General features: G+C 40.7%; 28 protein-coding genes. 20 read left to right on the forward strand and 8 right to left on the reverse strand.

The features are described from left to right. Positions 1-70 precede the first annotated feature (70 nt). Positions 71-793, forward strand: coding sequence for a pseudouridine synthase (locus tag HNR43_RS05335; protein ID WP_183241923.1), 723 nt, complete (start codon positions 71-73; stop codon positions 791-793). A 38-nt stretch (positions 794-831) separates the two neighbouring features. Here HNR43_RS05335 and HNR43_RS05340 read toward each other — a convergent pair whose 3' ends face one another. Continuing rightward, entirely contained in the window at positions 832-1,053 is a 222-nt protein-coding gene (locus HNR43_RS05340) for a DeoR family transcriptional regulator (protein WP_012574138.1), read from the reverse strand. A gap of 173 nt (positions 1,054-1,226) precedes the next feature. On the opposite strand from HNR43_RS05340, the gene pepV reads away from it, so the two are divergent. From pepV to HNR43_RS05370, 6 genes are all read left to right on the forward strand, one after another. Continuing rightward, positions 1,227-2,624, forward strand: coding sequence for a dipeptidase PepV (gene pepV, locus HNR43_RS05345; RefSeq protein WP_183241926.1), 1,398 nt, complete (start codon positions 1,227-1,229; stop codon positions 2,622-2,624). An 86-nt stretch (positions 2,625-2,710) separates the two neighbouring features. Continuing rightward, the gene (locus tag HNR43_RS05350; RefSeq protein WP_343055728.1) at positions 2,711-3,862 is read left to right on the forward strand and encodes an MFS transporter; all 1,152 of its coding nucleotides are present in this window, start codon (positions 2,711-2,713) and stop codon (positions 3,860-3,862) included. Between the two features lie 32 nt (positions 3,863-3,894). Next, the gene (thpR, locus tag HNR43_RS05355) at positions 3,895-4,425 is read left to right on the forward strand and encodes an RNA 2',3'-cyclic phosphodiesterase (protein ID WP_183241930.1); all 531 of its coding nucleotides are present in this window, start codon (positions 3,895-3,897) and stop codon (positions 4,423-4,425) included. 22 nt (positions 4,426-4,447) lie between these two features. Beyond that, a complete protein-coding gene (locus HNR43_RS05360) occupies positions 4,448-4,825 on the forward strand; it encodes a CidA/LrgA family protein (RefSeq protein WP_183241932.1) in 378 nt (125 codons plus the stop codon). Next, positions 4,822-5,493, forward strand: coding sequence for an LrgB family protein (locus HNR43_RS05365; RefSeq protein ID WP_183241934.1), 672 nt, complete (start codon positions 4,822-4,824; stop codon positions 5,491-5,493). Before HNR43_RS05360 ends, HNR43_RS05365 begins: the two co-directional genes overlap by 4 nt. A 35-nt stretch (positions 5,494-5,528) precedes the next feature. Then, positions 5,529-6,485: an NERD domain-containing protein gene (locus HNR43_RS05370; protein ID WP_183241936.1), complete on the forward strand. Its 957-nt coding sequence runs from the start codon at positions 5,529-5,531 to the stop codon at positions 6,483-6,485. A gap of 13 nt (positions 6,486-6,498) precedes the next feature. On the opposite strand, the gene HNR43_RS05375 is transcribed toward HNR43_RS05370, so the two are convergent. Beyond that, complete coding sequence (locus HNR43_RS05375; RefSeq protein WP_183242133.1) at positions 6,499-7,437, reverse strand: EAL domain-containing protein; 939 nt, start codon at positions 7,435-7,437, stop codon at positions 6,499-6,501. 76 nt (positions 7,438-7,513) lie between these two features. Between HNR43_RS05375 and pulA the strand changes: the two genes are divergently transcribed. Together pulA and HNR43_RS05385 are read left to right on the forward strand one after the other, a co-directional pair. Then, positions 7,514-9,634 carry a type I pullulanase gene (gene pulA, locus HNR43_RS05380; protein WP_183241938.1) on the forward strand — a complete coding sequence of 707 codons (2,121 nt, stop codon included), beginning with the start codon at positions 7,514-7,516 and terminating at the stop codon, positions 9,632-9,634. An 81-nt stretch (positions 9,635-9,715) separates the two neighbouring features. Then, positions 9,716-10,492, forward strand: coding sequence for a phosphotransferase family protein (locus tag HNR43_RS05385; RefSeq protein WP_183241940.1), 777 nt, complete (start codon positions 9,716-9,718; stop codon positions 10,490-10,492). Here the strand turns inward: HNR43_RS05385 and HNR43_RS05390 are convergent. Further along, positions 10,484-10,753: a YtzH-like family protein gene (locus HNR43_RS05390; RefSeq protein ID WP_183241942.1), complete on the reverse strand. Its 270-nt coding sequence runs from the start codon at positions 10,751-10,753 to the stop codon at positions 10,484-10,486. The genes HNR43_RS05385 and HNR43_RS05390 overlap by 9 nt on opposite strands. Before the next feature lie 72 nt (positions 10,754-10,825). Here HNR43_RS05390 and trmB point away from each other — a divergent pair, with 72 nt between their 5' ends. Continuing rightward, positions 10,826-11,476, forward strand: coding sequence for a tRNA (guanosine(46)-N7)-methyltransferase TrmB (trmB, locus tag HNR43_RS05395; protein ID WP_183241944.1), 651 nt, complete (start codon positions 10,826-10,828; stop codon positions 11,474-11,476). A gap of 79 nt (positions 11,477-11,555) precedes the next feature. Beyond that, entirely contained in the window at positions 11,556-12,395 is an 840-nt protein-coding gene (locus tag HNR43_RS05400; protein WP_183241946.1) for a YtnP family quorum-quenching lactonase, read from the forward strand. A 25-nt stretch (positions 12,396-12,420) separates the two neighbouring features. Here the strand turns inward: HNR43_RS05400 and HNR43_RS05405 are convergent, their stop codons facing one another. Beyond that, entirely contained in the window at positions 12,421-12,717 is a 297-nt protein-coding gene (locus HNR43_RS05405; RefSeq protein ID WP_246346253.1) for a PepSY domain-containing protein, read from the reverse strand. Between the two features lie 106 nt (positions 12,718-12,823). Between HNR43_RS05405 and HNR43_RS05410 the strand changes: the two genes are divergently transcribed. The 8 genes from HNR43_RS05410 (at position 12,824) to murC (ending at position 21,002) form a co-directional block, all read left to right on the forward strand. Beyond that, positions 12,824-13,891: a M42 family metallopeptidase gene (locus HNR43_RS05410; protein WP_183241950.1), complete on the forward strand. Its 1,068-nt coding sequence runs from the start codon at positions 12,824-12,826 to the stop codon at positions 13,889-13,891. 12 nt (positions 13,892-13,903) lie between these two features. Continuing rightward, positions 13,904-14,419: a DUF84 family protein gene (locus tag HNR43_RS05415; protein ID WP_183241951.1), complete on the forward strand. Its 516-nt coding sequence runs from the start codon at positions 13,904-13,906 to the stop codon at positions 14,417-14,419. 8 nt (positions 14,420-14,427) lie between these two features. Beyond that, complete coding sequence (locus HNR43_RS05420) at positions 14,428-14,754, forward strand: thioredoxin family protein (protein WP_183241953.1); 327 nt, start codon at positions 14,428-14,430, stop codon at positions 14,752-14,754. Next, positions 14,747-15,550: a DUF1444 domain-containing protein gene (locus tag HNR43_RS05425; RefSeq protein WP_183241955.1), complete on the forward strand. Its 804-nt coding sequence runs from the start codon at positions 14,747-14,749 to the stop codon at positions 15,548-15,550. Before HNR43_RS05420 ends, HNR43_RS05425 begins: the two co-directional genes overlap by 8 nt. Further along, positions 15,550-16,155, forward strand: coding sequence for a YtpR family tRNA-binding protein (gene ytpR / locus HNR43_RS05430; RefSeq protein WP_183241957.1), 606 nt, complete (start codon positions 15,550-15,552; stop codon positions 16,153-16,155). Before HNR43_RS05425 ends, ytpR begins: the two co-directional genes overlap by 1 nt. Positions 16,156-16,226: 71 nt before the next feature. Beyond that, entirely contained in the window at positions 16,227-18,359 is a 2,133-nt protein-coding gene (locus tag HNR43_RS05435) for a DNA translocase FtsK (RefSeq protein ID WP_183241959.1), read from the forward strand. 71 nt (positions 18,360-18,430) lie between these two features. Beyond that, complete coding sequence (locus HNR43_RS05440) at positions 18,431-19,540, forward strand: nicotinate phosphoribosyltransferase (protein WP_004888994.1); 1,110 nt, start codon at positions 18,431-18,433, stop codon at positions 19,538-19,540. Positions 19,541-19,700: 160 nt separating this feature from the next. Continuing rightward, positions 19,701-21,002 carry a UDP-N-acetylmuramate--L-alanine ligase gene (gene murC / locus HNR43_RS05445; RefSeq protein WP_183241961.1) on the forward strand — a complete coding sequence of 434 codons (1,302 nt, stop codon included), beginning with the start codon at positions 19,701-19,703 and terminating at the stop codon, positions 21,000-21,002. Positions 21,003-21,013: 11 nt separating this feature from the next. On the opposite strand, the gene ytxJ is transcribed toward murC, so the two are convergent. The 3 genes from ytxJ to HNR43_RS05460 are packed head-to-tail and all read right to left on the reverse strand — an operon-like array spanning position 21,014 to position 22,064. Continuing rightward, on the reverse strand, positions 21,014-21,343 hold the full coding sequence (gene ytxJ, locus HNR43_RS05450; protein ID WP_183241963.1) for a bacillithiol system redox-active protein YtxJ: 330 nt from the start codon (positions 21,341-21,343) through the stop codon (positions 21,014-21,016). Then, the gene (locus HNR43_RS05455; protein WP_183241965.1) at positions 21,330-21,659 is read right to left on the reverse strand and encodes a YtxH domain-containing protein; all 330 of its coding nucleotides are present in this window, start codon (positions 21,657-21,659) and stop codon (positions 21,330-21,332) included. The genes ytxJ and HNR43_RS05455 overlap by 14 nt, the downstream gene beginning before the upstream one ends. Before the next feature lie 12 nt (positions 21,660-21,671). Then, positions 21,672-22,064 carry a DUF948 domain-containing protein gene (locus tag HNR43_RS05460; protein ID WP_183241967.1) on the reverse strand — a complete coding sequence of 131 codons (393 nt, stop codon included), beginning with the start codon at positions 22,062-22,064 and terminating at the stop codon, positions 21,672-21,674. A 130-nt stretch (positions 22,065-22,194) separates the two neighbouring features. Here HNR43_RS05460 and HNR43_RS05465 point away from each other — a divergent pair, with 130 nt between their 5' ends. Then, positions 22,195-23,310: an aminopeptidase gene (locus tag HNR43_RS05465; RefSeq protein ID WP_183241969.1), complete on the forward strand. Its 1,116-nt coding sequence runs from the start codon at positions 22,195-22,197 to the stop codon at positions 23,308-23,310. Between the two features lie 24 nt (positions 23,311-23,334). Here HNR43_RS05465 and HNR43_RS05470 read toward each other — a convergent pair whose 3' ends face one another. Further along, on the reverse strand, positions 23,335-25,491 hold the full coding sequence (locus tag HNR43_RS05470) for a pilus assembly protein PilM (RefSeq protein ID WP_183241971.1): 2,157 nt from the start codon (positions 25,489-25,491) through the stop codon (positions 23,335-23,337). Positions 25,492-25,590 lie beyond the last annotated feature (99 nt).

Consider the following 25,590-nt stretch of genomic DNA (forward strand, 5'->3'; position numbering starts at 1 on the left):
AGTATATGTGACAGTTGGCATCGGTGCATGGACGAACGCCTAAAAATGAAAAACATTCGGAGGGATTGTAGTGCTACGAATTGATAAATTATTAGCTAACATGGGATATGGAACGAGAAAAGAAGTAAAGAAGCTGTTGAAAGCAGGCGTAGTCAAAGTCGATGGAACGATCGTTAAAGATGCAAAAATACATGTCGATCCAAAAGCGCAAGTTGTTACTGTATGGGAAGAAGAGGTGGAGTATAAACCGTTTATTTATTTAATGATGAACAAGCCAAAAGGAGTCATTTCAGCAACGGAGGATGCGGTAGAAGAAACGGTTGTCGATTTGTTAGAAGAGGGAGATCGGATTTTTGATCCATTCCCGGTCGGACGGCTTGACAAAGATACGGAAGGGCTATTGTTGTTAACAAACGATGGACAACTTGCTCATCAGTTGTTGTCACCAAAAAAACATGTCCCGAAAACATATGAAGCGATTATTGATGGTGAAGTCACTGAAGCGGATGTTGCTGCATTTCAACGTGGTGTTGTGCTCGATGATGGATATGAAACAAAACCGGCAGAGCTTGTGATCATCCGTTCGGGTTTGCGCTCGGATGTTCAGGTTACGATTACAGAAGGGAAGTTTCATCAAATTAAACGAATGTTTCAAGCGATCGGCAAACGTGTCATTTACTTGAAGCGCATACAAATGGGACCGATTTCGCTTGATGAAACGTTAGAACCGGGAGAATATCGTGAATTGACAGATGAAGAAATTGCTTTATTAAAAGGAGAAGACAAAAAATAGGAACCCGCATCGCTCAGGTTCCGTCTATATACCTTTCATTATGACGACATCTTCACTCTTTTTTTAGTTGTTGTCCATTTACCTTTGCTAGGGCTGTGAATTAAGTCGTTGTATGCTAACACGTTTAAATCCCGCTGAATCGTTCGTGGAGTAATACCAAATTCGTCCACGAGCTCTTGCGTTGTCACAGTTCCCCTTTCATTAATGAACATGTAGACGGACTTAATACGGGTTAGCATGCGATCGGTAGATGGTTTCAAATGATCACTCCCTATCGTCACATCATTCGCATGGTACAACAAAGATGAAAAACTAGATGTCTCACTATTTATTTTACACGAAAGTATAAGAAAAATGCTATAAATTTGCTGAATTTTACACAATATTTACACAATTAATACCATATTTTTCTTAAGGAAAGGTGAAAGTGACGATGAATGTGAACTGGATGGAAGAAGTAAAGAAGCGGGAAAAAGTCCTTTTGCAAGATTTACAAACATTTTTGCGCATTCCAAGCGTACGTAATGAACAAACAGCGACGAAAGAAGCTCCGCTAGGAAAAGAAGTGTATGAAGCGCTTTGTTACATGTTGAAACGCGGGGAAGAAGAAGGATTTGTTGTGAAAAATGTAGACGGATTAGCCGGACACATTGAAATGGGTGATGGAGAAGAGATTGTTGGGGTTTTATGTCATGTTGACGTTGTTCCTGCTGGTGACGGTTGGACGTTTGATCCGTTTGGGGCAACGATCGTCGATGGGAAAATTTATGCACGTGGTGCTTTAGATGATAAAGGTCCGACGATTGCTGCATTTTATGCGATGAAAATTGTGAAAGAGCTAGGGCTCCCACTATCTAAGCGTGTACGCATGATTATTGGAACAGATGAGGAAAGCGATTGGCAATGTGTCGAACGATATTTTCAAACGGAGTCCATGCCGACGCTTGGCTTTGCGCCGGATGCCGATTTTCCGATTATTTACGCTGAAAAAGGGATTGTCGACTTTGATCTTATTCAACAGCCAATGAATAAAAAAGCAGATGATTGTGTTCTTTTGTCGTTTCAAGCTGGCCGTCGATACAATATGGTTCCAGATTTTGCGGAAGCTGTTTTGCGAAATGGAAACGACATAAAAGATCGTTTTCTCACATTTTTACGTTCGCATACGCTTGAAGGTGAGGTGCATGTAGATGGCGAAACGTTGAAGTTATCCATTCGAGGTGTTTCTGCTCACGGTATGGAACCGAACAACGGAGTAAATGCAGGGCTATGGCTTACAAAATTTTTGGTAGATGAAGCACTTGATCCGCAAGCAGCCGAGTTTGTCCGTTTTGTTTCCCAATATTTTCACGGAGATACACGCGGACAGCAATTAGGGGTTGCGCATACAAATGAGGAACTAGGTGATTTGACGATTAATGTCGGTGTTCTTTCATATACAAGTGAACACGGGGGAAAGATCGGCATTAATTTGCGCTATCCTGTGACGAGCGACATTACACGTACGAAAGAGGCGATCGAGCGAGTAGCAAACCGTCATCACTTTACGTTAACAAACTTTTCTCATTCTTCACCACATTATGTCGCGAAAGATCATCCGCTCGTGCAAACATTGCAACGTGTTTACGAAGAACAGACGGGCGAACGGGCATCGTTGCTTGCGATTGGCGGTGGGACATATGCGCGTTCTTTACAAGCGGGGGTGGCGTTTGGCCCGCTATTTCCGAATCGTCCAGATGTGGCACACCAAAAAGATGAGTACATGTTTATTGATGATTTGGTTAAAGCAACAGCTATTTACGCTCAAGCTATTTATGAGTTAGCAAAATGACAATTTCCAAAAATATGTTATAATGAAAAGTGCCGTCGCTCATGACGGTACTTTTCGTCATTTTATATCGATATGGGGGATTTTTCGTGTATACACGTATTTTTCGCATGTTTTACTTTTTGCAATTTTTTAGTTTCGGTTCGCTTTTTCCGCTATTATCTGTGTACTTAAAAGATGAAGTCGGATTGTCGGGAACGGAAATCGGGATGATTATGTCGATTAGCCCGATCGTTATGATTTTCATCCAGCCAATTTGGGGAATGATAAGCGATTATACGCGCAAACCAGTTCAAGTGTTAATCGTATCTTTATTAGGTACGGCTTTTTTTGGCTTTATGTATTCGCTCGTTCATTCTTATGTATGGTTGCTTGTGATTGCCGCATTACTTGCAGTTATGCAAAGTGGTATTGTTCCACTATCTGACAGTATTACGCTTCATTATGTGCAAAAAGCGAATGAACGGTATGGTTCGATTCGTTTATGGGGAGCACTTGGATTTGCTGCTGCTGTTCCGATTGCAGGACAAGTCGCTCAGTTATTCCAGCTTCGCTTTATTTTTTACATTTTCGTTGCTTTGCTCATTATTTCGAGTGTACTTGCATGGAAGTTGCCAAGGGAGCAGTCAAGTGCAAAAGTGAACATTCGAGAAGGAATGAAAGAATTGATTCGAATTCCTAGGTTTCTTTTATTTTTGTTGACGACGTTTCTTGTTTTCGGTCCGATTTATGCCAACAATTTTTATTTCGGTATTTTGATTACTGATTTAGGTGGAACGCTTGCGGGCGTAGGACTTGCCTTTTTATTAGCCGCAGGAAGTGAGGCGCCGTTTATGAAATTTGCCGACGGCGTCGTCCGAAAGTTTGGAATGATGAGCGTGTTATTAGTTGCGACAACTTTGTCTTGTGCTCGGTGGACATTTTACTTTTTTGAACCACCACTAGCTATTGTATATGCAACGACAATTGTACAAGGGGCGTCTGTCGGTTTGTTTATTCCAGCTGCTCTTCAATATGTTCGCGACATTACTCCCGCACACGTGCGTACGACGGCTGTATCGCTTTATGCCACGGTTGGAAATGGGCTTGGGAGTTGGTTTTGTACATTTGTAGGAGGGTATATTTTAGAGCGTTGGACGATCGAGCACGTATATTTATTTTTTGGATTGTTGACATTTGGAGGAATGGTCATTTTTGCTTGGCAGTCAAAAAAGACATTGCATAAAGTATCGGAAATTTGATAAAATTTAGAAAATTAAAAGGTGGGACATAAATGTACTATTTTTTGGCAGTTCCTGTACCGAGCGAAGTAAAAAAGCAGCTACATCATTTTATGTCTCAATGGAAAGCGCCATTTCGTTTGTTCGTTCATGAGGAAGATTATCACATCACACTTGCGTTTTTAGGGAAGGTAACGGAAGAAGAGCGAAAGCAAATTGCAGAACGTATGCCAGAAGCGGTCCGAAAACATAAGGCGTTTTCTTTGCAACTGAGCGAAGTTTATTCATTTGGCTCGCGTATTTTATGGTATGGCGTAAAAGAAGAGTCCTGTTTGTTTTCCCTCCGTCAAGATGTGTATGACGTTTGCAAAAAGATTGGTTTTTCTCTTGATGCACGACCATTTACACCGCATATTACGCTCGCTAAAAAATGGAACGGATCGTTTCCATTTTCACTTGAAACATATCCGCGAAAAATGGGAGGAGAAGACGTTCAATTTTTTGTGCATGACGTTGTGTTATATGAGACACATGTAAATGAAACACCGAAATATAAGCCACTTATGCGCTTTCCTCTTTCATAACTGGACAAAAGGGGGAGAAGAGATGGGGATTACGATCATTCAAATTGGGGTATTGTATACGTTGTATGTTGTCGGTTCATTTATTCAGCAACTGTTACACATTCCTATTCCAGGAAGTATGATAGGGATGTTATTTCTATTTTTATTGTTAATGAGCGGAATAGTGAAGGAAGAGTGGATCTCTCGTGGTGCCAACATGCTTTTGTCTCATTTAACACTGTTGTTTATCCCGGCGACTGTTGGTGTCATGGATTATGTTGAACTTTTCTCAGGGAAAGGGATATGGTCCATTTTCGTTGTCATCGTGAGCACGATGATCGTCATGTTGTTTGTTGGTTTCATCGGTCAATGGGCACAAACACGTGAACAAAAGCGAGTGCGTGAGGTGAAAGGGGCATGATTGGCGCTAGTATGCTTTTGTGGACAATTGTTGTGTATATGGCGATGCGCAAATTGTATGCCCGCTTTTATTTTCCGTTGCTTGTGCCCATTGCAACGAGCACAGTCGTTATTATTATCACATTATCACTTTTTCATCTATCGTACGAACAATATATGGATGGAGGAAAATGGCTTGTTCATTTGCTAGGTCCAGCAGTTGTCGCACTAGCTTTGCCACTTTATCAACATCGTCATACGCTCAAACAGTTTTTATGGCCGTTATTATGTAGCACATTTTTCGGTACGATCATTGGGATGGGGAGCGGCTTATTATTGGCACGTCTTTTTCATTTACCTGAACAAGTTGTTCGATCAATTATTCCGAAATCAGTCACTTCACCCGTTGCAATGGATATTGCAGCGCTCATTGGCGGCATACCAACGCTTGCCGCTGTATATGTCATGGTTGCAGGAATTTTTGGCGCAATGTTTGGACCAACGATTTTTCAACGCTTACGCCTCACTACAGCTTTAGGGATCGGAAGCGGACTTGGAGCGGCTTCACATGGCATTGGTACTGCAAAAGCACTTGAAATGGGTAAAAAAGAAGCAGCGATTAGCTCGGTAGCAATGACGTTAAGTGCGATTTTTGCTTCTCTTCTTTGCCCGTTGTTACTTTTGTTGTAGAATGAAAGTAACAATAGATTGCTGGGGGTTAAGGCGTGGGACAGCTGATTAAGCTTCAAGATTATATTTCGCGCTACGAGCTAGATATTTATCATTATCCAAGCGAGTTCATTCGCTTAAAAAAGAAGCAATGGGAACGAATGAAGCATGCGTGGGAGACGGGGCAACTTGCTTTAAGGGTAGAACCACATTCGTATGAATCATGGAAATGGCTTGAGGAAGAGACGTCTCTTTTTGATAAAATTAAGCAAATATGGACAAGAAAAAAAGTAAAAGATGTGACAGAAGAAAATGAACAATCGGAAGAAGAGGAAGACTTTATGTTTTCCATTACGTCCGAACCGAAAACGCTTGAAGAATTAAAGATATTATTTTTAGAAAAGCTGTTTCAACTGCAAATTCGTTGGGCAAGTTCAACGTTAACGGAAGAATCCATTATTGATCCGAAATATTATTATGATGTATATTTGAAATATTTTTTGCAACGTTTTCCTGATACGTACTTGTGTATGTATAAACCTGTGTTTTTATTGAAAAAAGCTCCTGTCGAGCTAAATACGATTTTAATTAGCCCAACGACAACGTGGTGCATTGCGTTTACGGAAGAACGAAAAAATAACATTATCGTTGGCTCGGCTGAACGTTTTTGGACGGAGATTGTCGATGATGTGGAGCGAAAAATCGTCAACCCGATGATTTCGCTTCACCGAACAGAAAAAGTTGTTCAAACGATTTATAAACAATTTTCCGTCGATATGCCGATTAAAAAAGTGTTGATAAATCGAGAAGGATATATTGATTATCGTTACGCACCGAGCGATCTTGACATTATCGATCGCCGTCATTATGATGCATGGTTTATGTCACTCAGACAGTTGAGCATGCCGCTGAAGCATATGCAACTGAAGGCAGCACAATCATTGTTGACGTATTGTGATACACGCTATTACGATCCGCTCGTCATTGAAGAAGTTGAAGAGGCTGATGAGTAGAGCTCAGCCTCTTTTATAGCGGATTTGGGCTCGGTTTGCCGATATAGTAGCCTTGGGCGAACGGAATGCCAATTTCTCTACAGTAGTCTAATTCTTCTTTTCGTTCAATTCCTTCAGCAAGTACGTGAATGCCAAGCGCCTGCGCAATTCGAGTTACTTCTTTTAAAAACGCTTGTTTCTCTTTTTCTTGGTCGCAATTTTGAATGTAGTGGCGATCAATTTTTACATAATCAGGTTGTAATAGCGTAAGCATATCGATTGTTGAAAAGCCGGCACCGACGTCGTCTAAGGCTACTTTCATTCCTGATCGTTTATATGTGGCAAATACGTTCTTTAAATGGTCAACATCAATGATTTTTTCGGTCTCGACAACTTCAAATACAAGATCTTCAGGTGCTACTTCATATTGTTCGACGATGGAAAATGTATGACGAAGACAAAATTCGGGATTGTAAATTGTTGATGGTAAAAAGTTAATGAAACTTTTTATCCCTTTTTTTATTTTTGTACGTGCTCGAATCGCTTCTTCGCGTGCTCGTCGATCTAAAAATGTATGCAAACCTGTTTGTTGTGCGACAGAAAAAAGCTGTTTAGGCGAAAAGTGTTGTGAGCGCAGTAAACACTCATAGCCGAAAACGTCTCCTGTTTTTGTATGAATAATCGGTTGTAAATAACTTGTGAGCGGTCCATTTGTTATGCATTGGACAACATCTTCATGCTTAATTCGAATGCTTAACTCATGAATGGGAACGAACGCCCCTGGTGAATCGGGATTTTTGCATAACGCTACGAATGTTTTTTCTTTTGGAACGATTGTCTCTACATATGTCGCTAATTGTTGCAATGAATCATACGAATAACATAAATACTTTTTTTGCTCTTCCTGCATAATAAGTAAGTAGCCAGATTGTAAAATTGGAAATGGAACGCTACATGAGATGCATGAATGCATCATTTCTCCCCCCCTTATCTTGATCCATTTTACAACAAAAATGATTCACTTCAAAAGTGGAAGTTGGTGACCGATAATGATGACAAAACAACACCCGTTTGAAGCCTATTTAGATGAGTTGACGTTAATTACCATTTTGGTACCGAACGATGTTGTTCACGAACGTGCACCAATATTTTTTTTATGCGATGAGGAACAAACGGCATACCGTTTAACAGTTCGTTCAAGTGAGAAACAGCAACGATTTACAAAATATGAGTGTCTCGTTTCTTTTATTGTTCCATTAGGGAAACGATATGTCGTTTATACGGAAGAAGGATGGCAAGCCCCTTTACAAGTAGGAGCAGTGATGCGAACAAAAGCGTTTGACGATTTATATGCATATGACGGAAATGATCTCGGTGCAACATACAAACCGGAAAAAACGACGTTTAAAGTGTGGGCTCCGACGGCAACAACGGTGTTATTAAAGCTTATTCATCCAAAGACGAAAGAAGAAACGACTTATGTAATGGTACGAGAACAAAAAGGGATATGGACATATACAGTGTATGAAGATATGGAGCATTTTTTGTATACGTATAAGACATACATCAATTTTGTTTGGCGTGAAGCCGTTGACCCTTATGCGAAAGCCGTTTCGGTGAATGGCGCATATGGTGTTGTTGTCGATCTGACAAAGACAAACATGCCAAAGCCAGACATGCCTCCGTTTATTTCCATGACAGATGCGATCATTTATGAAATGCATGTGCGCGATTTTACGATTCATCCAAGAAGTGGAGTAAAACAAAAAGGGAAGTATATGGGTTTAACGGAACGGGGAACAATAGGTCCTAATGAAACACTAACAGGTCTTTCTTATATTAAACAGCTCGGTGTTACGCATGTTCAACTCATGCCAGTACAAGATTTTGAGGGAGTTAATGAGCTCGATCCACTTGAATACAACTGGGGATACAATACGGTACATTACAATGCTCCAGAAGGAAGTTATGCAACTGATCCGATTGATCCATATGTGCGTATCATGGAGCTAAAACAGGCAATTCGAGCATTTCAGCAAGAAGGTATTCGCGTCATTTTAGACGTTGTATATAATCATGTATATATTCGTGAAACATCATCGTTTGAACATCTCGTCCCGGGCTATTATTTTCGATATGAATCAAACGGTTATCCGTCAAACGGAACAGGGGTCGGAAATGATTTAGCATCTGAGAGAAAAATGGTACGAAAATTTATCATTGATTCAGTGACATATTGGCTAAGTGAATACGGCGTCGATGGATTTCGTTTCGATTTAATGGGTATTTTAGATATCGATACAATGAATGACGTTCGTCGTGCCATCGATGCAATTGATCCGACCGTTCTTGTTCTTGGTGAAGGTTGGGAGTTAGCTACTCCGTTACCTCAAGAAAAAAAGACAACGATTGCGAACGCAAAACATACGCCACGCATCGCTTACTTTAATGATCGATTTCGTGACTATGTTAAAGGTAGCACATTCCAAGTATACGATCGAGGATTTGCGTTAGGGGATTGCTCATATAAAGAAGCAGTAATGGAAGTTATTCGGGGAAGCATTCATCTATTTTTTTCGCCAAGGCAAAGTGTCAATTACGTCGAATGTCACGATAATCATACATTATGGGATAAAATGATGATTGCGAATTCGCATGAGAGTGAATATATTCGTCGCAAACGTCAGAAGCTAGCTACAGCTATCGTTTTATTATCGCAAGGTATCCCTTTTTTGCACAGCGGTCAAGAGTTTTATCGAACAAAACAAGGAATTGAAAATAGCTATAACGCTCCTGATGAAGTGAATCGAATCGATTGGGAGCGGAAAAGTGAATGGGAAGAAGATATTCGAGAGATAATGGCCCTTATTGCGCTTCGTAAAAAACATGGCGCGTTTCGTTTTTTTACTGCCGATCAAGTTCGGCGTCACATCAAATTTTATGATACACATCCATCTGTTATTGCTTATCAACTAGTTGACGTTGGTGCATATGGTTCATGGGAGCAAATTGTTGTTGTTCATCATAATGAGGAGAAAAAAACGACATTGCCTCTTTTTGAAGGAAAATGGGAAATTGTATTTAGTTCAAATCAAGAAGAAATAGGAAAAATAAGCGAACGGTACATTGAAATAAATGGAATTGGCACGTGGATATTAATTGAATGTTGACGGGGAAACGATGAGAAAGATAAAATCTAGTAAGATGACAATTGCAATTTTTATTTTGACTAAGTCGAAAGGTGAGCTCACTTGGAACAGTTACTAGGTAAGGAGTGGGAAATTTCCCCGGCAGGTGGTGCGACAGGGGATGCATATATTGCGGAGCACGATGGGAAGAAGTTGTTTTTGAAACGCAACTCTTCTCCATTTTTAGCTGTTTTATCGGCAGAAGGAATCGTTCCAAAATTAGTATGGACGAAACGAATGGAAAATGGAGATGTCATTACCGCTCAACAATTTTTGCAAGCGCGTGAATTAAAGCCGCATGATATGACTAGCAAACAAGTTGCCCAATTACTTCGGAAAATTCATCGCTCGAAAGAGTTGCTGGGGATGATGGAGCGTCTCGGCAAAAAGCCTTTGGTACCTCATCGTTTGCTAGAGGAAGTCAAGAAGAATGAACATGTTGAGTTAAATGCGCACGCGACTGTTCGGGACGCATTTGCATTTTTAGAGCGACACGTAGATGATGTGTATTGTACGGATTATGTCGTTTGCCATTGTGATATGAATCATAATAATTGGCTGTTAACAGAAGATAATCAACTATATTTAATTGACTGGGATAGCGCAATGATCGCGGATCCTGCGATTGATATCGGAATGTTATTATATGCTTACATTCCAAGAGAACAGTGGGTGAGTTGGTTAGAAGAATATGGTATGGAGTTCGATGAACAACTGCAGTTACGTATGAAATGGTATACTGTTGCCCAGACGATTGGGTTGCTTGCATGGCATAAAGACCGAAATAATGAAAAGGAAATGCAACGACTGTTGCATTTCCTTGAACATGTACTACGTTAACTGATCCATCCAATCAGCGAGTTGCTGTTCGTGTTGATTGATATGTGAAGAAAGATCGGCTGAATTTTTGCCGTTTTGACTGTACGTGTAAATATGAGACAATGTTTGCTTCAGTTCAGAATGAACGGCATTGTTCGCCATCAACGATTTGGCGAGCCGCTCAATTTGTTCACATTCTGCAACGGTTCCTGAACGATCGAGTTGATGTTCCGATAAAATATCTTTTAATACAGTTAATTGATGCTCATGATTAATGGCCATGTTCATCCCCCTATTCGCTTATTAATATGGCCATTTTTATCTTTTTATATGCAAAGAAACGGAGGATGAGACGTGCGTTTAAGAAATAAGCCTTGGGCGAAAGAAAAAATTGCAGCATATCCACAATACATTATCCAGCAACCCGAACAATACAAAGGGCGCTGGCGTGAATTGTTTTCAAACGATCATCCGATCCATATCGAAATTGGTACAGGAAAAGGTCGTTTTATTACAGAAATGGCAAAAACGCACCCGAATATTAACTATATCGGAATTGAATTGTATGAGAGCGTCATCGTATGTGCGCTTGACAAGCTAATTGAAAATGATTTACCAAATTTGCGCTTATTAAATGTTAATGCAAAAGATTTAACAAATATTTTTGCTAAAGGAGAGGTTGAACGTATTTATTTGAACTTCTCTGATCCGTGGCCAAAAAAGCGACATGAAAAACGTCGCCTAACGTATCGCTCGTTTTTAGAGCTATACGAAAACATTTTAGTTGATGAGGGAGAAATTCATTTTAAAACGGATAACCGTGGATTGTTTGAATATTCTCTGGTCAGCTTCTCGCAATATGGTTTAATTCTTCAATATGTCAGCCTTGATCTTCATCGAAGTAATTTCGAAGGAAATGTCATGACAGAATATGAACAAAAATTTTCAGAAAAAGGCAACCCGATTTACCGTTGTGAAGTAAAGTATCGGAAACCTATGTCATAATTAGGCATAGGTTTTTTTCTTTTCTGAATATTTTTGTAATGTTAAAATGAGTAATGAAAGAGGACAAGGGGGAGAGATAATGGAGAAATTAACGATCGGTCGAGCAACAATGACGTGGCTAAATGGAGGAATTACACATTTAGATGGTGGAGCGATGTTCGGTGTCGTACCAAAGCCGCTTTGGGTGAAAAAATACCCATGTAACGAACAAAATCAAATTCCGCTCCGCACAGATCCGATTTTATTGCAAATGGATGGGAAAAATATATTAATTGAATCTGGCATCGGGCGAGGAAAACTAAATGAAAAGCAAAAACGAAACTTTGGGGTAACAGAAGAGTCCTCATTAGAAGAGCAGTTGGCGCTTCTTTCTTTGACACCTGAAGACATTGATTTTGTATTAATGACGCATTTGCATTTCGATCATGCGAGCGGTTTAACGAAATGGGAAGGGGACACGCTCGTTTCGACGTTTCCGCGTGCGCGCATTATTACGTCAGCGGTAGAGTGGGCAGAAATGAGAGAGCCAAACATTCGCTCGCGCAACACGTATTGGAAAGAAAACTGGGAAGCGATTGTTGATCAAGTCGATACGTTTGCGGAACAATTGGAAGTTGTTTCAGGGGTAACGATGATTCATACAGGCGGTCATAGCGATGGACACGCGATCATTATTATCACATCCGAAGGGGAAACAGCCGTTCACCTCGGTGATTTGATGCCGACGCATGCCCATCAAAATCCGCTTTGGGTTATGGCGTATGATGATTACCCAATGACATCTATTTTCGCCAAACAAACATGGCTTGCCTTTGGAATGGAAAACAATGCATGGTTTACGTTTTATCACGATGCATATTATCGTGCGGTCCGTTGGAATGATCAGTTTCAAATTGTCGAAGCGCTCAAACGCCAATAAAAACCCAAGCGGCTTTGCTTGGGTTTTACAATTTCCTTGTATCAATAATTGTTCCTGTTTTTGCATCAATCAAACATTCATATGCACCTGTTGGACGAGTAATTCCCCCTCGATAGACGTCGTAACGCAGTCCATTCTTTTCGATTGTTTCAACGGTCGTTTGAATCCACGATCCTGTAATTGTACCAGTTTGTTGAAAAGCTTCTTTTGCCTTTTGAAGCGCTTGTTCAGATGAAATCAAACGTTTATGTTGCCACTCATTAAATATGTACGCAGCCGTTGCACCGACAACGATACCGGTAAAAAATGTTTTCATGCGCATATGCATTCCTCCACTTTTTCTTTTAGTATACCGAATTGTATGGGTGGAAACTACATGTAAAATTCGCTACAATGACAATTAGCGAGAAAAGAAAGGGGAAACAGCGATGGATTTGCAGTTATTTCAAACGTTAACGGAATTGCCGGGGGCACCGGGAAATGAACATGCGGTGCGCGCTTTTATGCGTGAGCAGTTACAAAAATATGCCGATGAAATTGTGCAAGACCGGCTCGGAAGCATTTTTGGGGTGAAGCGAGGAACGGAAAATGGACCGGTTGTAATGGTTGCTGGACATATGGACGAAGTTGGTTTTATGGTTACTGCTATTACTGAGCAGGGAATGATTCGTTTTCAACCACTTGGTGGTTGGTGGAGTCAAGTATTGTTAGCTCAACGTGTGCAAATTATAACGGATCGAGGTCCAATTGTCGGTGTGATTGGTTCAATTCCACCGCATCTGCTCGATGAGGAACAGCGAAAAAAACCGATGGATATGAAAAATATGTTGATTGATATTGGCGCAGATGATCGAAACGATGCGGAGCGTATGGGCATTCGTCCTGGGCAACAAATTGTGCCGATTTGTCCATTTACACCGTTAGCAAACGAGAAAAAGATTATGGCGAAAGCGTGGGATAATCGTTACGGTTGTGGTTTGGCCATCGAGTTGTTAAAGGAGTTAAAAGATGAAACGTTGCCAAATGTATTATATTCCGGAGCGACAGTCCAAGAAGAAGTCGGATTGCGTGGTGCACAAACAGCAGCAACGATGATCAAGCCGGATATTTTCTTCGCGCTCGATGCAAGTCCAGCGAACGATATGACAGGTGATGAAAAAGAGTTCGGTCATCTTGGCAAAGGAGCGCTTGTGCGCATTTATGACGCCACGATGATTACTCATCGCGGCATGCGCGAATTTATTTTAGATACAGCAGAAACAAATCATATTCCATACCAATATTTCATTTCGCCAGGTGGCGGAACAGATGCGGGCAGAGTACATATCGCCAATAGTGGTGTCCCTTCAGCTGTCATTGGCATTTGTGCACGGTATATTCATACGCATGCATCGATCATTCATATTGACGATTACGAAGCGGCAAAACAGCTATTAGTCGCTCTTGTGAAACAGTGTGATCGTACGACTGTGGATGCTATTCGCCATAACGCTTAAGGAGATGTATGGATGAAAATCGCTGTTGGAACGAAAAACAACACGAAAGTAAAAGCGGTGAAAGCTGTATTTCATGAGGCTCACTATACGATCATAGCGAGCGATGTGCAACCAAGTGTATCCAAACAACCGTTTTCTGACGAGGAAACGTTGCAAGGGGCCATTGAGCGAGCGAAATTAGCTGTTTCTTATCAACAAGCTGACATCGGAATTGGATTAGAAGGCGGTGTATTTGTTGCACAAGATGGGGTGATTTGGTTATGCAATTGGGGAGCGCTCGTTGATCGTGATGAAGTCGTTGTTGTTGCTGGAGGGGCGCGCATTCCGCTTCCTAACGAGATAGGTGAACAATTAAAAATGGGAAAAGAGTTAGCTGAAGTGATGGATGGATACGCCAATCGCCGTGATGTTCGTTTAAATGAAGGGGCGATCGGCATTTTGACGAATGGAGCAGTCGATCGAACAACGATGTATACACATATCGTTCATATGTTAAAAGGGCAATATGAGCACCAAAAGAAAGGATGAATAAATGAATGAAAATAATTGAACGGATCGAACAATATAACGACGCGATTCAGCATGGGAAAGTTATTATGATGTTTACGGCTGATTGGTGCCGTGATTGTCAATTCATCAAACCAGTTTTACCGGAGATTGAAGCACAATTTCCGGATTATACGTTTTATGCGGTAGATCGCGATCAATTGCTTGACTTGTTTACAGAGCATAACGTATTTGGCATCCCGAGTTTTATCGCATATGAAAATGGGCAAGAACGTGGACGATTTGTGAGCAAAGATCGGAAAACGAAAGAAGAAATTGTCTCGTTCATTCAAAGCTTAGGTGAGCGTGATGAATAGTAAGCAAATAAGCGAGCATATTCAACAGCGGTTATCTCATTATCCATGGGATTTCCAATGGGATCGAAAAAAAGATACACTTCGTATTGAGCATCGCGAAACGAAAAAAGGAGTGACCATCTCCTTGCCCCACGTTATTGCAAAATGGGAGCTTGAAAAAGAGCGTGCCATTGATGAAGTCGTTTATTATGTCGAGCAAACGTTAACGGCATTACATGATGATTCACCGCTACAAGGAAAAGAAAAACATATATATCCGGTCATTCGCTCTACCTCATTTCCGACAAAAACGAATGAAGGGACGATGTTTATTTATGACGAACATACAGCAGAAACGCGCATTTATTATGCACTTGATTTAGGAACAACGTATCGCCTCATTGATGAACGTTTAGTTGAATTGGAACACTGGGATGTGCAACAATTGAAAGAGATCGCACGTTTTAATGTTCGTTCATTGCCAACAACGGTGAAAGAAGACCGTGTCGCTGGCAACACGTTTTATTTTATAAACACAAATGACGGATATGATGCAAGTCGCATATTAAATGATGCTTTTTTAAAAAAGTTTGCTGAAAAAATAAAAGGAACGATGTTACTTGCTGTTCCCCATCAAGATGTGCTCATTATTGCTGACATTGAGAACGAAATCGGCTATGATGTACTTGCACAGCTGACGATGAGCTTTTTTGCAAGCGGCAGAGTGCCGATTACGGCTCTTTCGTTTTTATACGAAGATGGGCAGTTGCAACCAATTTTTATTCTCGGAAAAAATCGTCGAAAGGATGAGAAGTAATGAACGTATTTTACAACCGTGAGGGCATTGGTGATACGTTACTTATTACATTAAAGGCTGTTGACCCACAAGCGCGCGCTTTTGAGAAAAAAGGAGACGTTGTGCGCATTTTTAATGAACAGACAGGTGAAACCGTTGGCTACAATATTTTTCATGCGTCTACATATGGCACATTTGAAGGAAATGGAGTTGTTGAACTAACCGAGCAAGTCATTGCGACAATTAACGACATCTTGCAAAAAAATGGTGTGAATGAACAAGTAACGGCTGACTTTTCACCAAAGTTTGTTGTCGGTTACGTGAAAGAAAAAGAGAAGCATCCGAATGCTGATAAGTTAAGTGTTTGTCAAGTAGATGTGGGTACGGAAACATTGCAAATTGTATGCGGGGCTCCCAACGTAGAAGCGGGGCAAAAAGTCGTTGTTGCTAAAGTCGGAGCGGTCATGCCGAGCGGTCTAGTCATTCAAGAAGCAGAGCTTCGTGGAGTGAAATCTTATGGGATGATTTGTTCTGCGCGCGAGTTAGATTTGCTAAACGCCCCACAAGAAAAAGGTATTCTTGTTTTACATGATGAGTACGAAGTAGGCCAACCATTTTTCAGCTGACTTCCGTGACGGCAGTCAGCTTTTTTTGTGGTAAAATAAAACCGAATGACAAAGGAAAGAGTGAGGATGGAATGGGTTGGTTAAAGGCATTATTTCGTTATTTATTCGGGGAACAGCATGAGCCAAAAAAGATGCGAAAACAGCAACAGTCTGTACCGACGAACGAATATAAAGAAATTGAAGCAAAAGTCGTTTATGAATATCCGAGAGGAAAATTTCGCTTTCCATTAATTCCAGATGAACCAAAGGAAAGAATAAAAGAGAGAACATATGACCAAAAACGGTCATCGGTACAAACCGATTCATTTAAGAAAAAAACGTATCGCATAGAGCGAACAGAGAGTGAATCACGCACGTTTCGCCCGACAGATGTGCCATCGCCTGTGTTTGGTTATAAGCGAATGGAGCGTGTCGAGCGAAAAAAAGAACATGATGTGGTTGTTGAATTTGAACTTCCGATCGTTGAAAAAGTTGAAACAAACGAGCGTGTGCATACACAAGAAGGGGAGTCAATAGAAAGACAGCTTGTTGACGAAACAACTGAACATGCGCACATGGCGGTAAGTGAGCCACTTCATGAAGAGAAAGAAGTTGTTTATGAAACGGAAACTGCTGAAGAACACATGGAGCAAAATCAGGAGGAAGAAACGAAAGAACAGGAACGGGGAGAAGCAAAAATCGAACAAGTTCATGAGGAAAGAACGCGACAACGAAGCGGTGTACCATATAACGTCATGATGTTAAAACAAGATCGAGAAAAATGGAAAGAGCGACAGCAAAAACAATCATATGTATTCCCATCGCTATCGTTGTTGCACGCACCAAGTATACGTCATGAAGCTGATGAAACGTGGTTAAAAGAACAAACAGAGCGATTAAACGAGACGTTTAAAAATTTTAATGTTGGAGCGACAGTCGTTCATGTGACTCAAGGTCCAACGGTTACTCGTTTTGAAGTGCAACCAGAACTTGGAGTAAAAGTGAATAAAATTACGAATTTAGCGGATGATATTAAATTAAATTTAGCGGCCGTGGATATTCGTATAGAAGCGCCTATTCCTGGGAAAAACACGATCGGAATTGAAGTACCTAACCGATCAAGCCGCCCTGTTTTTATTCGTGAAGTGTTGCAAAGCGAGGTGTTTCAGCAATCAGACTCTCCGTTAACCGTCGCTTTAGGATTAGATATTTCGGGAAAACCGATCGTAACTGATTTAAAAAAGATGCCGCACGGGTTGATTGCGGGGGCAACTGGGTCAGGAAAAAGCGTATGTATGAATGCGATGTTAGTGAGCTTGTTATATAAAGCAGCACCACACGAAGTGAAGTTATTGTTGATCGATCCGAAAATGGTCGAACTTGCACCATACAATCATATTCCACATTTAGTTAGCCCGGTTATCACGGATGCAAAAGCGGCAACGGCAGCATTAAAATGGGCTGTGTCTGAAATGGAGCGGCGATATGAGTTATTTGCACATACCGGTGTGCGTGATATTGTACGTTATAACGAATTAATCCGAAAAGCGCAAAAACCCGAACAACATTTACCGTATATCGTCATTGTCATTGATGAGCTTGCAGATTTAATGATGGTTGCCCCAGCTGATGTGGAAGAAGCGATTTGCCGTATCGCTCAAAAAGCGCGAGCATGTGGTATTCATTTGCTTGTTGCTACACAACGACCATCTGTTGACGTCATCACAGGTTTAATTAAGGCAAATATTCCAACGCGTATTGCCTTTTCCGTATCGTCGCAAATTGATTCGCGTACAATCATTGATATAAACGGTGCGGAGAAATTACTCGGACGAGGCGATATGTTATTTTTGGAAAATGGAACAGCAAAACCAATTCGTTTGCAAGGCAACTTTGTATCGGACGAAGAAATAGAGCGTGTCGTCGCCCATGTACGACAACAAATGGAACCGTCTTATTTATTTCAACATGATGAGCTATTGCAACAACATGTACAGGCTGATGAAGATGATGAGCTGTTTTATGAGGCGTGTGAGTTTGTTGTTCAACAAGGTGGTGCCTCAACATCAAGTTTACAACGTCGTTTTCGTATCGGCTACAACCGGGCGGCACGCTTAATTGAGATGATGGAGCAACGTGGCATCGTATCGGCACCAAAAGGAAGCAAGCCACGCGATGTGTTAATTGATGAACAAGATCTTGAGCAACTACAAGATACAATTTAGATGGAGTAGTCGTGAGATAGAAAACATGCTATGCTAAATACGTGAAAACGATGGCTGAAGGGGAAAGCAAAATGAAGGAAATCGAGTTGAAATTACAAGGGAAAATTAAACGCCTAACAAATAAAACGTTTAAATTTGATGAGCGTGTGCGAGATGGCTGGTTTTCAGCCGTATATTTTTTAAAAACGCGTGAAATCGTTAAGGAATTTCGTCCGGATAATATCGTTACGATGCAATTTTTTCAAAAAGAACATGCTGTCTTATGTGGAACGGATGAAGTAATCGCTTTATTGCATACGTTTGCTGATGAGCCGGAAAAATTAGAAATTTATTCATTGAAAGATGGCGATAAAATTAGTCCGTTTGAGACGGTGCTCACTATTACAGGTCCGTATCAAAATTTCGGGTATTTAGAGGGGATTATTGACGGAATTTTAGCTCGCCGGACGTCTGTAGCAACAAATGTGTATAACGTCGTTAAAGCAGCGGCATTATCTGGTGTGCAAAAGCCGGTTATTTTCATGGGAGATCGTGATGACCATTTCATGATGCAAGCTGGTGATGGATACGCAGCTTTTATTGGTGGCTCAACTGCTCAAGCGACACATGCGATGAACGAATGGTGGGGAAAACAAGGCATGGGAACGATGCCGCATGCCCTCATTCAATTGTTTGACGGCGATGTAGTTGCGGCTGCGAAAGCGTACCATGCAAAATATCCAGATGATGATTTAATTGTACTTGTTGATTATAACAATGACTGTATTACAGATGCGCTAAAAGTTGCGCGTGAGTTTGGTGATAAGTTAAAAGCAGTTCGCGTTGATACGTCTCGGACGATGATTGATCAATATTTTATCCGCCATCCAGAAGTGCTCGGCACATTTGATCCACGTGGCGTCAACCCACCACTTATTTTCGCTTTACGTGAAGCGCTTGATCGTGAAGGATTTGAACATGTAAAAATCGTTGTAAGTGGCGGATTTAATGAGCAGCGTATTATCGAGTTTGAAAAACAAGGCGTGCCGGTTGATATGTATGGTGTGGGAAGTAGTTTGTTAAAAGTTCATATTGGTTTTACGGGAGATAATGTATTGCTAAATGGAAAGCATCAAGCGAAAGCAGGTCGGCGTTATCGCCCGAATCCACGTCTTGAAAAAGTAGAGTATACACCTCAGTAACACGGAAAAACTGATAGAAGAACGTTCTTCTATCAGTTTTTCTTATCATCGTGGGCAAACGATGGTATAATGAAGTTTGTTACATAAGAGGAAAAGAGCAAAACGGAATTTGTGTCATATACTGTGATATAGATCAACGATAGTTGGTGGAGGTTTTTTTATGACTATTTACCATTTTGTCGGCATTAAAGGAACTGGAATGAGCGCACTTGCACAAGTATTACATGATATGAAATGTGTCGTGCAAGGGTCAGACTACGATAAGCGATTTTTCACACAAGAAGCATTGGAAGAACGTGGAATACCCATTTTTCCATTTAACGCCCAAAATATTCAGGAAAATATGGTTGTGATTGCTGGGAACGCCTTTCCAGATACACATGAAGAAATTGTAGCCGCTCGCGAGCTTGGCGTACCGGTTATTCGCTACCACCAGTTTTTAGGTGAATTTTTGCAAAAATTTACAAGTATCGCTGTGACAGGTGCTCATGGGAAAACGTCAACAACTGGGTTGCTTGCTCATGTCATGCAAGGAGCAGAACCGACATCATATTTAATCGGTGATGGATCTGGAAAGGGACGAGAAGGAAGTAAGTATTTTGTATTTGAAGCGTGCGAATATCGTCGTCATTTTCTAGCGTATTCACCTGATTATGCGATTATGACGAATATTGATTTTGATCATCCAGATTATTTTGCCAATATTGAAGATGTGTTTTCAGCGTTTCAACAGATGGCGTGGCAAGTGAAAAAAGGAATCATCGCCTGTGGGGATGATGAGCATTTGCAAAAAATTCAAGCGAAAGTTCCTGTCGTTTTTTATGGATTCGGTGAAGATAACGATTTCCAAGCACGAAATATTGTGAAAACACCGGAAGGGACATCGTTTGACGTATTTGTTCGCCACACCTTTTTTGCATCTTTCCATATTCCAAGATATGGTGATCATAACGTGCTGAACGCGCTCGCTGTTATTGCACTTTGCCATTATGAGGGAATTGACGTAAACATCATTCAAGAGCGATTAAAAACATTCCCTGGAGTAAAACGTCGCTTTCATGAAAAAAGGTTTGGTTCACAAGTGCTTATTGATGATTATGCGCACCATCCTACAGAAATACGCGCAACGATTGAGGCGGCAAGACAAAAATATCCAGACCGTCAAATAGTTGCGATTTTTCAGCCGCACACATATACACGCACACAAACGTTTTTACATGAATTTGCTGAAAGTTTATCGCTTGCTGATGCGGTATATTTGTGCGATATTTTCGGATCTGCCCGAGAGCATCAAGGGAAATTATCCATCGAGGATTTGCGTGCAAAAATTGATGGGGCAAAACTGTTGCATGAGGAACAAGTTGACGTGTTAAAACACCATGATCACGCTGTCCTTATTTTTATGGGAGCAGGCGATATTCAAAAATTTCAGCAGAGATACGAACAATCCGTTCACGTATAAGCAAAAAGCAACTATGATTCGCTCATAGTTGCTTTTTTCATTTGGTCATATGTGACGTTCCAATGCGAAGCATGCCACGCCACCCCTTTGTCAGTTACCCATAATACTTGAGGGGATTCATGTTTTACTTGAAACATTTCTGCGATATGTTGTGATAACGGACGAGAGTGTTGCACATATAAGTAATATGCATGAATGTGCGGAAAATCTTTTGTAAAACGTTCGAACTCCACCCATGCCCGATGGCTAATTGGACATGTCAGACTATGTTTCATTAATAAAAATGGACGATAGGACGAACAAATTTGTTCGAATTGTTCAATTGTCTCAATTTTCCCCATGTGCATCAATTCCTTTATTCAAACGTTTTTCGACATCGTTAACTGCTTGCTCCGTTTCTTTTAACAACTGCTCGACATCTGATGAAGGAAGCGGAATAGGGATAGAGGAAAACGGCTTTTGCTCCTCTTGCTCCTTTCGTTGCTCTATGTCATGTGCCACGTTTTCTCTTTCATGTTGTTGCCATCGCTTTATGTTCGTTTCAGTAAACTCTTGTAATAGTTGTTTTCCACGTTCGCTAGATAAAAATAATGTCGCAGCTGCACCAGCGATTCCACCAACGATTGCACCGAGTAGAAAAGAACCATTTTTAGCCATATAAAAACCTCCTTATTTTCGTTTCTCTTTCCATTTTGTCCATATTTCAATAAGTGTTTGTCCCCATTGAATGGCTTGCGTAATTTTTTTTTCGTTTGTTGTTAGTGTTTTAGAAATGGAGTTGTTAAATGTTTGAACGGTAACACCGACTTGTTTGACTGCATCAAATACACTTTGTAAGCTTTCCGCTTTTTTATGCACGTCATCTGCGAGCGCGTTCGTCTTATGTAGTAATTGTGCCGTTTCTTTTCCGATTTCATGCATTTGTTTTTCAACTTCTTCAACGGTTTTCGCAACATGTTGCAACGTTGTTTGAAGCGTTTTTAATGTTTGGACGACATAAACGACTAAAATAAGAAAGGCGATCGCGATGAGTGCAATACTGCCATACAAAACAATATTCATTGTGAAAAACCCCTTTCTGTCTATCCCACATTTCTTTCGACAAAAAGAGAAAAAATCCTGCAAAAAACTCCAAATTTTTTGTAGATCGGTTACAATATACATGTACATACGATGGAATGGAGGAATATAAATGAAAGATCCGCGTATTGAAAAGTTAGCGAAAAATTTAATTCATTACTCACTTCGCTTACAAAAAGGAGAAAAAGTATTAATCGAAAACTTTGGTTTACAGCGAGAGCTTGTGATCGCATTGGTACGCGAAGCATATGCTGTAGGTGCTTACCCATTTGTTTCATTAAAAGACCATCAAGTTGATCGTGCACTTTTACTTGGTGCACAAGAAGAGCAGTTTGACATGATGGCTGAATTTGAAGCGAATGTCATGAAACAAATGGACGCTTACATCGGCTTGCGAGCTGGAGATAATATTAACGAGTTTGCTGATGTACCAGCCGACAAAATGAAAATTCATGGGAAAACGATTATGCAAAAGGTGCATCGTGACATTCGCGTACCGAAAACGAAATGGGTCGTCCTTCGCTATCCGAATCCATCGATGGCACAGCTTGCAAAAATGAGCACAGAGGCGTTTGAAGATTTTTATTTCAACGTATGTAACTTAGACTACGGAAAAATGGATAAAGCGATGGATGCTCTCGTTGAATTAATGAATAAAACGGATCAAGTGCGTATTACAGGACCGGGGACAGATTTAACGTTCTCCATTAAAGATATTCCTGCAGTAAAATGTTCAGGACAAATGAACATTCCAGACGGAGAAGTGTATACGGCCCCTGTTCGTGAATCGGTTAATGGTACTATTACGTTCAATACACCTTCTCCTTACCAAGGATTCACGTTTGAAAACGTAAAATTAACGTTTAAAGACGGAAAAATTGTTGAAGCAACAGCAAACGATACGGAGCGTATTAATCAAATTTTTGATACAGATGAGGGTGCTCGCTATATTGGTGAGTTCGCGATCGGGGTAAATCCATATATTCAACATCCGATGCAAGATATTTTGTTTGATGAAAAAATTGATGGTAGTTTCCATTTTACACCGGGACAATGTTATGACGAAGCATACAACGGCAACCATTCAAACATTCATTGGGATATGGTTATGATTCAGCGTCCAGAATACGGTGGCGGTGAAATATATTTTGATGGTGTGCTTATTCGCAAAGATGGACGTTTTGTCCTCCCAGAATTAGAACCATTAAATCCAGAAAACTTAAAATAAAAGAAAAAAGCAACTATGGCTCGTTCATAGTTGCTTTTTCTCATGCCAAATAATTTCTAGTCGATCTCCTGGTGCAAGCGGTTCGTAAAATGTTGTCGGTTCACCGTTTTTGAGCAACGTAAACGTTGTTGATGCCCCATGAGGAATATCAACTTGGACGTACTGGAATATATCTTGAAAAATGAACGGTTCAATTTTTTGTTCATTAAATTCGAGTTCATCTTCATGATGAACGAGATCATCTTCTTCAAGTAGTTCACCGTTGCGATAAAACGTACCAATTAGCTTTGTTAATGTGAATGTTTCACCGTTAAATATAATTGGAATAGAATAATGAAGTTTTATTTGTTTTGCTTCAGCGATTTGAGCGATTGTTCGCTGCTTTTGTTCATGAACGACAATATGATCGCCGTCTTCAAACGTTGTATAACGTTGGCACTCAATCCCGTTTCGATACATCGTTCCGCACCATTCAGGGAATGTTATTGTTTTTCCATTTAACGTGATCGTAAACGGTTTGAGTTGTTTGAGCAGATAGTCGTTTTTTGTTGCCTGTAAAAGCTGTTCTATCGTTTCAGGCATATGAACGACAATGTCATCCCGATCACATAAAACTGTATCGAGGGAAACGTGTTCCCCATTCCGTAATACAATCGGCTCAATAGTGTATTGTTGTTCGTTGATTGTCACATGTTTTACCGGCAATGATTCGAGCAAATCACGAAGTTGAATGGTTGCTTGTTGTCCATCTTTTCCTTTTTCAATAACAATCTCGTCATGATTTTTTATTGGTGTATCAAATGTCGCCAATTCACCATTTTTTAAAATTGTCGGTGGTTCTCCATGTGTTCCAGGAATTGTAATCGTCTGTCCATTCAATGTGACGACGCAAGCTAAGCCCGGTTTCCCATATAGCTTATGTAATTGAATTCCAGCAGCTAGTAAGGCATCACCGATCGTCAGTTGTTTCATATCAAATAAGCGAATTGTTTGTCCATTTACATGAACTGTTACGTACTGAATCGGTGTTTGCTTTGCTGCAATAGCAATGCCAATTGGGGTGACGAGTTCAGGGCGATGCTTCATTTCTTCTTGATTGATATGCAATTTTTGAATGGCATCAATACCGCGAATAGCGACACGATTTTCAGGAAGATGAAGTTTTTGAGCAAGTCGTTTTGGCAGTTCGGGTGTCAAACTCCCTCCTCCTACAAGCATGACCGCTTTTGGGGATTGATGGTTATTGAGTCGTAAAATTTCTTTGCTAATCGCATCAGCAAGTCGATCAATCGCTCCTGAAATCGTTGCAATCATTTGTTCGCGAGGTACTTCGGTTTCAAAACCGAGAATGTCCGTAATCGTTATCGTTTCTTTCAAATGTAAGTCACGTTTCGCTCGTTCGGCGAGAGGGAAATCGAGTAAATATGCGTCTGAAAGCGCTTCGGTAATTTCATCTCCTGCCATCGGCACCATTCCGTAGGCAATGACTGTACCGAGATCTGTAATCGCAATGTCAGACGTTCCTGCACCAATATCTACAAGCGCCACATTTAATCGTCGCATCGTTGGAGGAATAAGCACGTTTAGTGCGGCGATCGGTTCAAGTGTTAGCGCCTCCATTTCTAAATGGGCACGTTGTAATGCCGCAAGAAGTGATTCAACGACAAGTTTCGGTAAAAATGTGGCGATCACTTCAACACTCGCTTCATCTCCTTGTTGATCAATTAAGTTACCAATTTCCTCACCATCAATTTCATAGCGCGTGACCGAATAGCCGACGCAATAGTAGTGATGACTTTTTTCATTAGATGATTGTTCAGCCAACGTCATTTGAGCTTGTTGAACTGCAGCAAGCTCTAAGTATGTCACATCTTCATGTGTGAGGAGAGGTTTCCCTTTAATGGAGATATTCGCCCTTCCTTTTTCTGTTTTTAATGAACGTCCTGCGGCTGCAACGCATACGCGCGTTAGAGGTCCGTGTCTCTCCTCTAACGTTTTTTTTATGTCGAGAATGACGTTAGAAACAGCAAGTACGTCGTGAATTTGTCCATCAAGCATCGCCCGTTCTTCATGTTCTTTTATGACAATGTCTTCAACTTGATATTGTCCGTCTGTTTCCTTTAAAATAATGCCAACTACCGAACGCGTACCAATGTCTAGTGCAAAAATCAAGCTTCCCACCTTCTTTTTCGAAAATTAAAAAATTCTTTATTGCTTAAACGCGTTTTATAAATAAAGGGGTGACAACTTTATCCACTTCGTTTATAATAATCTCTAATT

Source organism: Anoxybacillus mongoliensis (assembly GCF_014201515.1).
Lineage (GTDB): Bacteria > Bacillota > Bacilli > Bacillales > Anoxybacillaceae > Anoxybacillus > Anoxybacillus mongoliensis.

Bases quoted from the DNA above. Each gene is read 5' to 3' on its own strand.
- pepV (WP_183241926.1), top strand. From the start codon at position 1,227: ATGAATGTGAACTGGATGGAAGAAGTAAAGAAGCGGGAAAAAGTCCTT.
- thpR (WP_183241930.1), top strand. From the start codon at position 3,895: ATGTACTATTTTTTGGCAGTTCCTGTACCGAGCGAAGTAAAAAAGCAG.
- HNR43_RS05360 (WP_183241932.1), top strand. From the start codon at position 4,448: ATGGGGATTACGATCATTCAAATTGGGGTATTGTATACGTTGTATGTT.
- HNR43_RS05365 (WP_183241934.1), top strand. From the start codon at position 4,822: ATGATTGGCGCTAGTATGCTTTTGTGGACAATTGTTGTGTATATGGCG.
- HNR43_RS05375 (WP_183242133.1), bottom strand. From the start codon at position 7,437: ATGCATTCATGCATCTCATGTAGCGTTCCATTTCCAATTTTACAATCT.
- pulA (WP_183241938.1), top strand. From the start codon at position 7,514: ATGATGACAAAACAACACCCGTTTGAAGCCTATTTAGATGAGTTGACG.
- HNR43_RS05390 (WP_183241942.1), bottom strand. From the start codon at position 10,753: ATGGCCATTAATCATGAGCATCAATTAACTGTATTAAAAGATATTTTA.
- HNR43_RS05400 (WP_183241946.1), top strand. From the start codon at position 11,556: ATGGAGAAATTAACGATCGGTCGAGCAACAATGACGTGGCTAAATGGA.
- HNR43_RS05405 (WP_246346253.1), bottom strand. From the start codon at position 12,717: ATGCGCATGAAAACATTTTTTACCGGTATCGTTGTCGGTGCAACGGCT.
- HNR43_RS05410 (WP_183241950.1), top strand. From the start codon at position 12,824: ATGGATTTGCAGTTATTTCAAACGTTAACGGAATTGCCGGGGGCACCG.
- HNR43_RS05415 (WP_183241951.1), top strand. From the start codon at position 13,904: ATGAAAATCGCTGTTGGAACGAAAAACAACACGAAAGTAAAAGCGGTG.
- HNR43_RS05420 (WP_183241953.1), top strand. From the start codon at position 14,428: ATGAAAATAATTGAACGGATCGAACAATATAACGACGCGATTCAGCAT.
- HNR43_RS05425 (WP_183241955.1), top strand. From the start codon at position 14,747: ATGAATAGTAAGCAAATAAGCGAGCATATTCAACAGCGGTTATCTCAT.
- ytpR (WP_183241957.1), top strand. From the start codon at position 15,550: ATGAACGTATTTTACAACCGTGAGGGCATTGGTGATACGTTACTTATT.
- HNR43_RS05435 (WP_183241959.1), top strand. From the start codon at position 16,227: ATGGGTTGGTTAAAGGCATTATTTCGTTATTTATTCGGGGAACAGCAT.
- HNR43_RS05440 (WP_004888994.1), top strand. From the start codon at position 18,431: ATGAAGGAAATCGAGTTGAAATTACAAGGGAAAATTAAACGCCTAACA.
- murC (WP_183241961.1), top strand. From the start codon at position 19,701: ATGACTATTTACCATTTTGTCGGCATTAAAGGAACTGGAATGAGCGCA.
- ytxJ (WP_183241963.1), bottom strand. From the start codon at position 21,343: ATGGGGAAAATTGAGACAATTGAACAATTCGAACAAATTTGTTCGTCC.
- HNR43_RS05455 (WP_183241965.1), bottom strand. From the start codon at position 21,659: ATGGCTAAAAATGGTTCTTTTCTACTCGGTGCAATCGTTGGTGGAATC.
- HNR43_RS05460 (WP_183241967.1), bottom strand. From the start codon at position 22,064: ATGAATATTGTTTTGTATGGCAGTATTGCACTCATCGCGATCGCCTTT.
- HNR43_RS05465 (WP_183241969.1), top strand. From the start codon at position 22,195: ATGAAAGATCCGCGTATTGAAAAGTTAGCGAAAAATTTAATTCATTAC.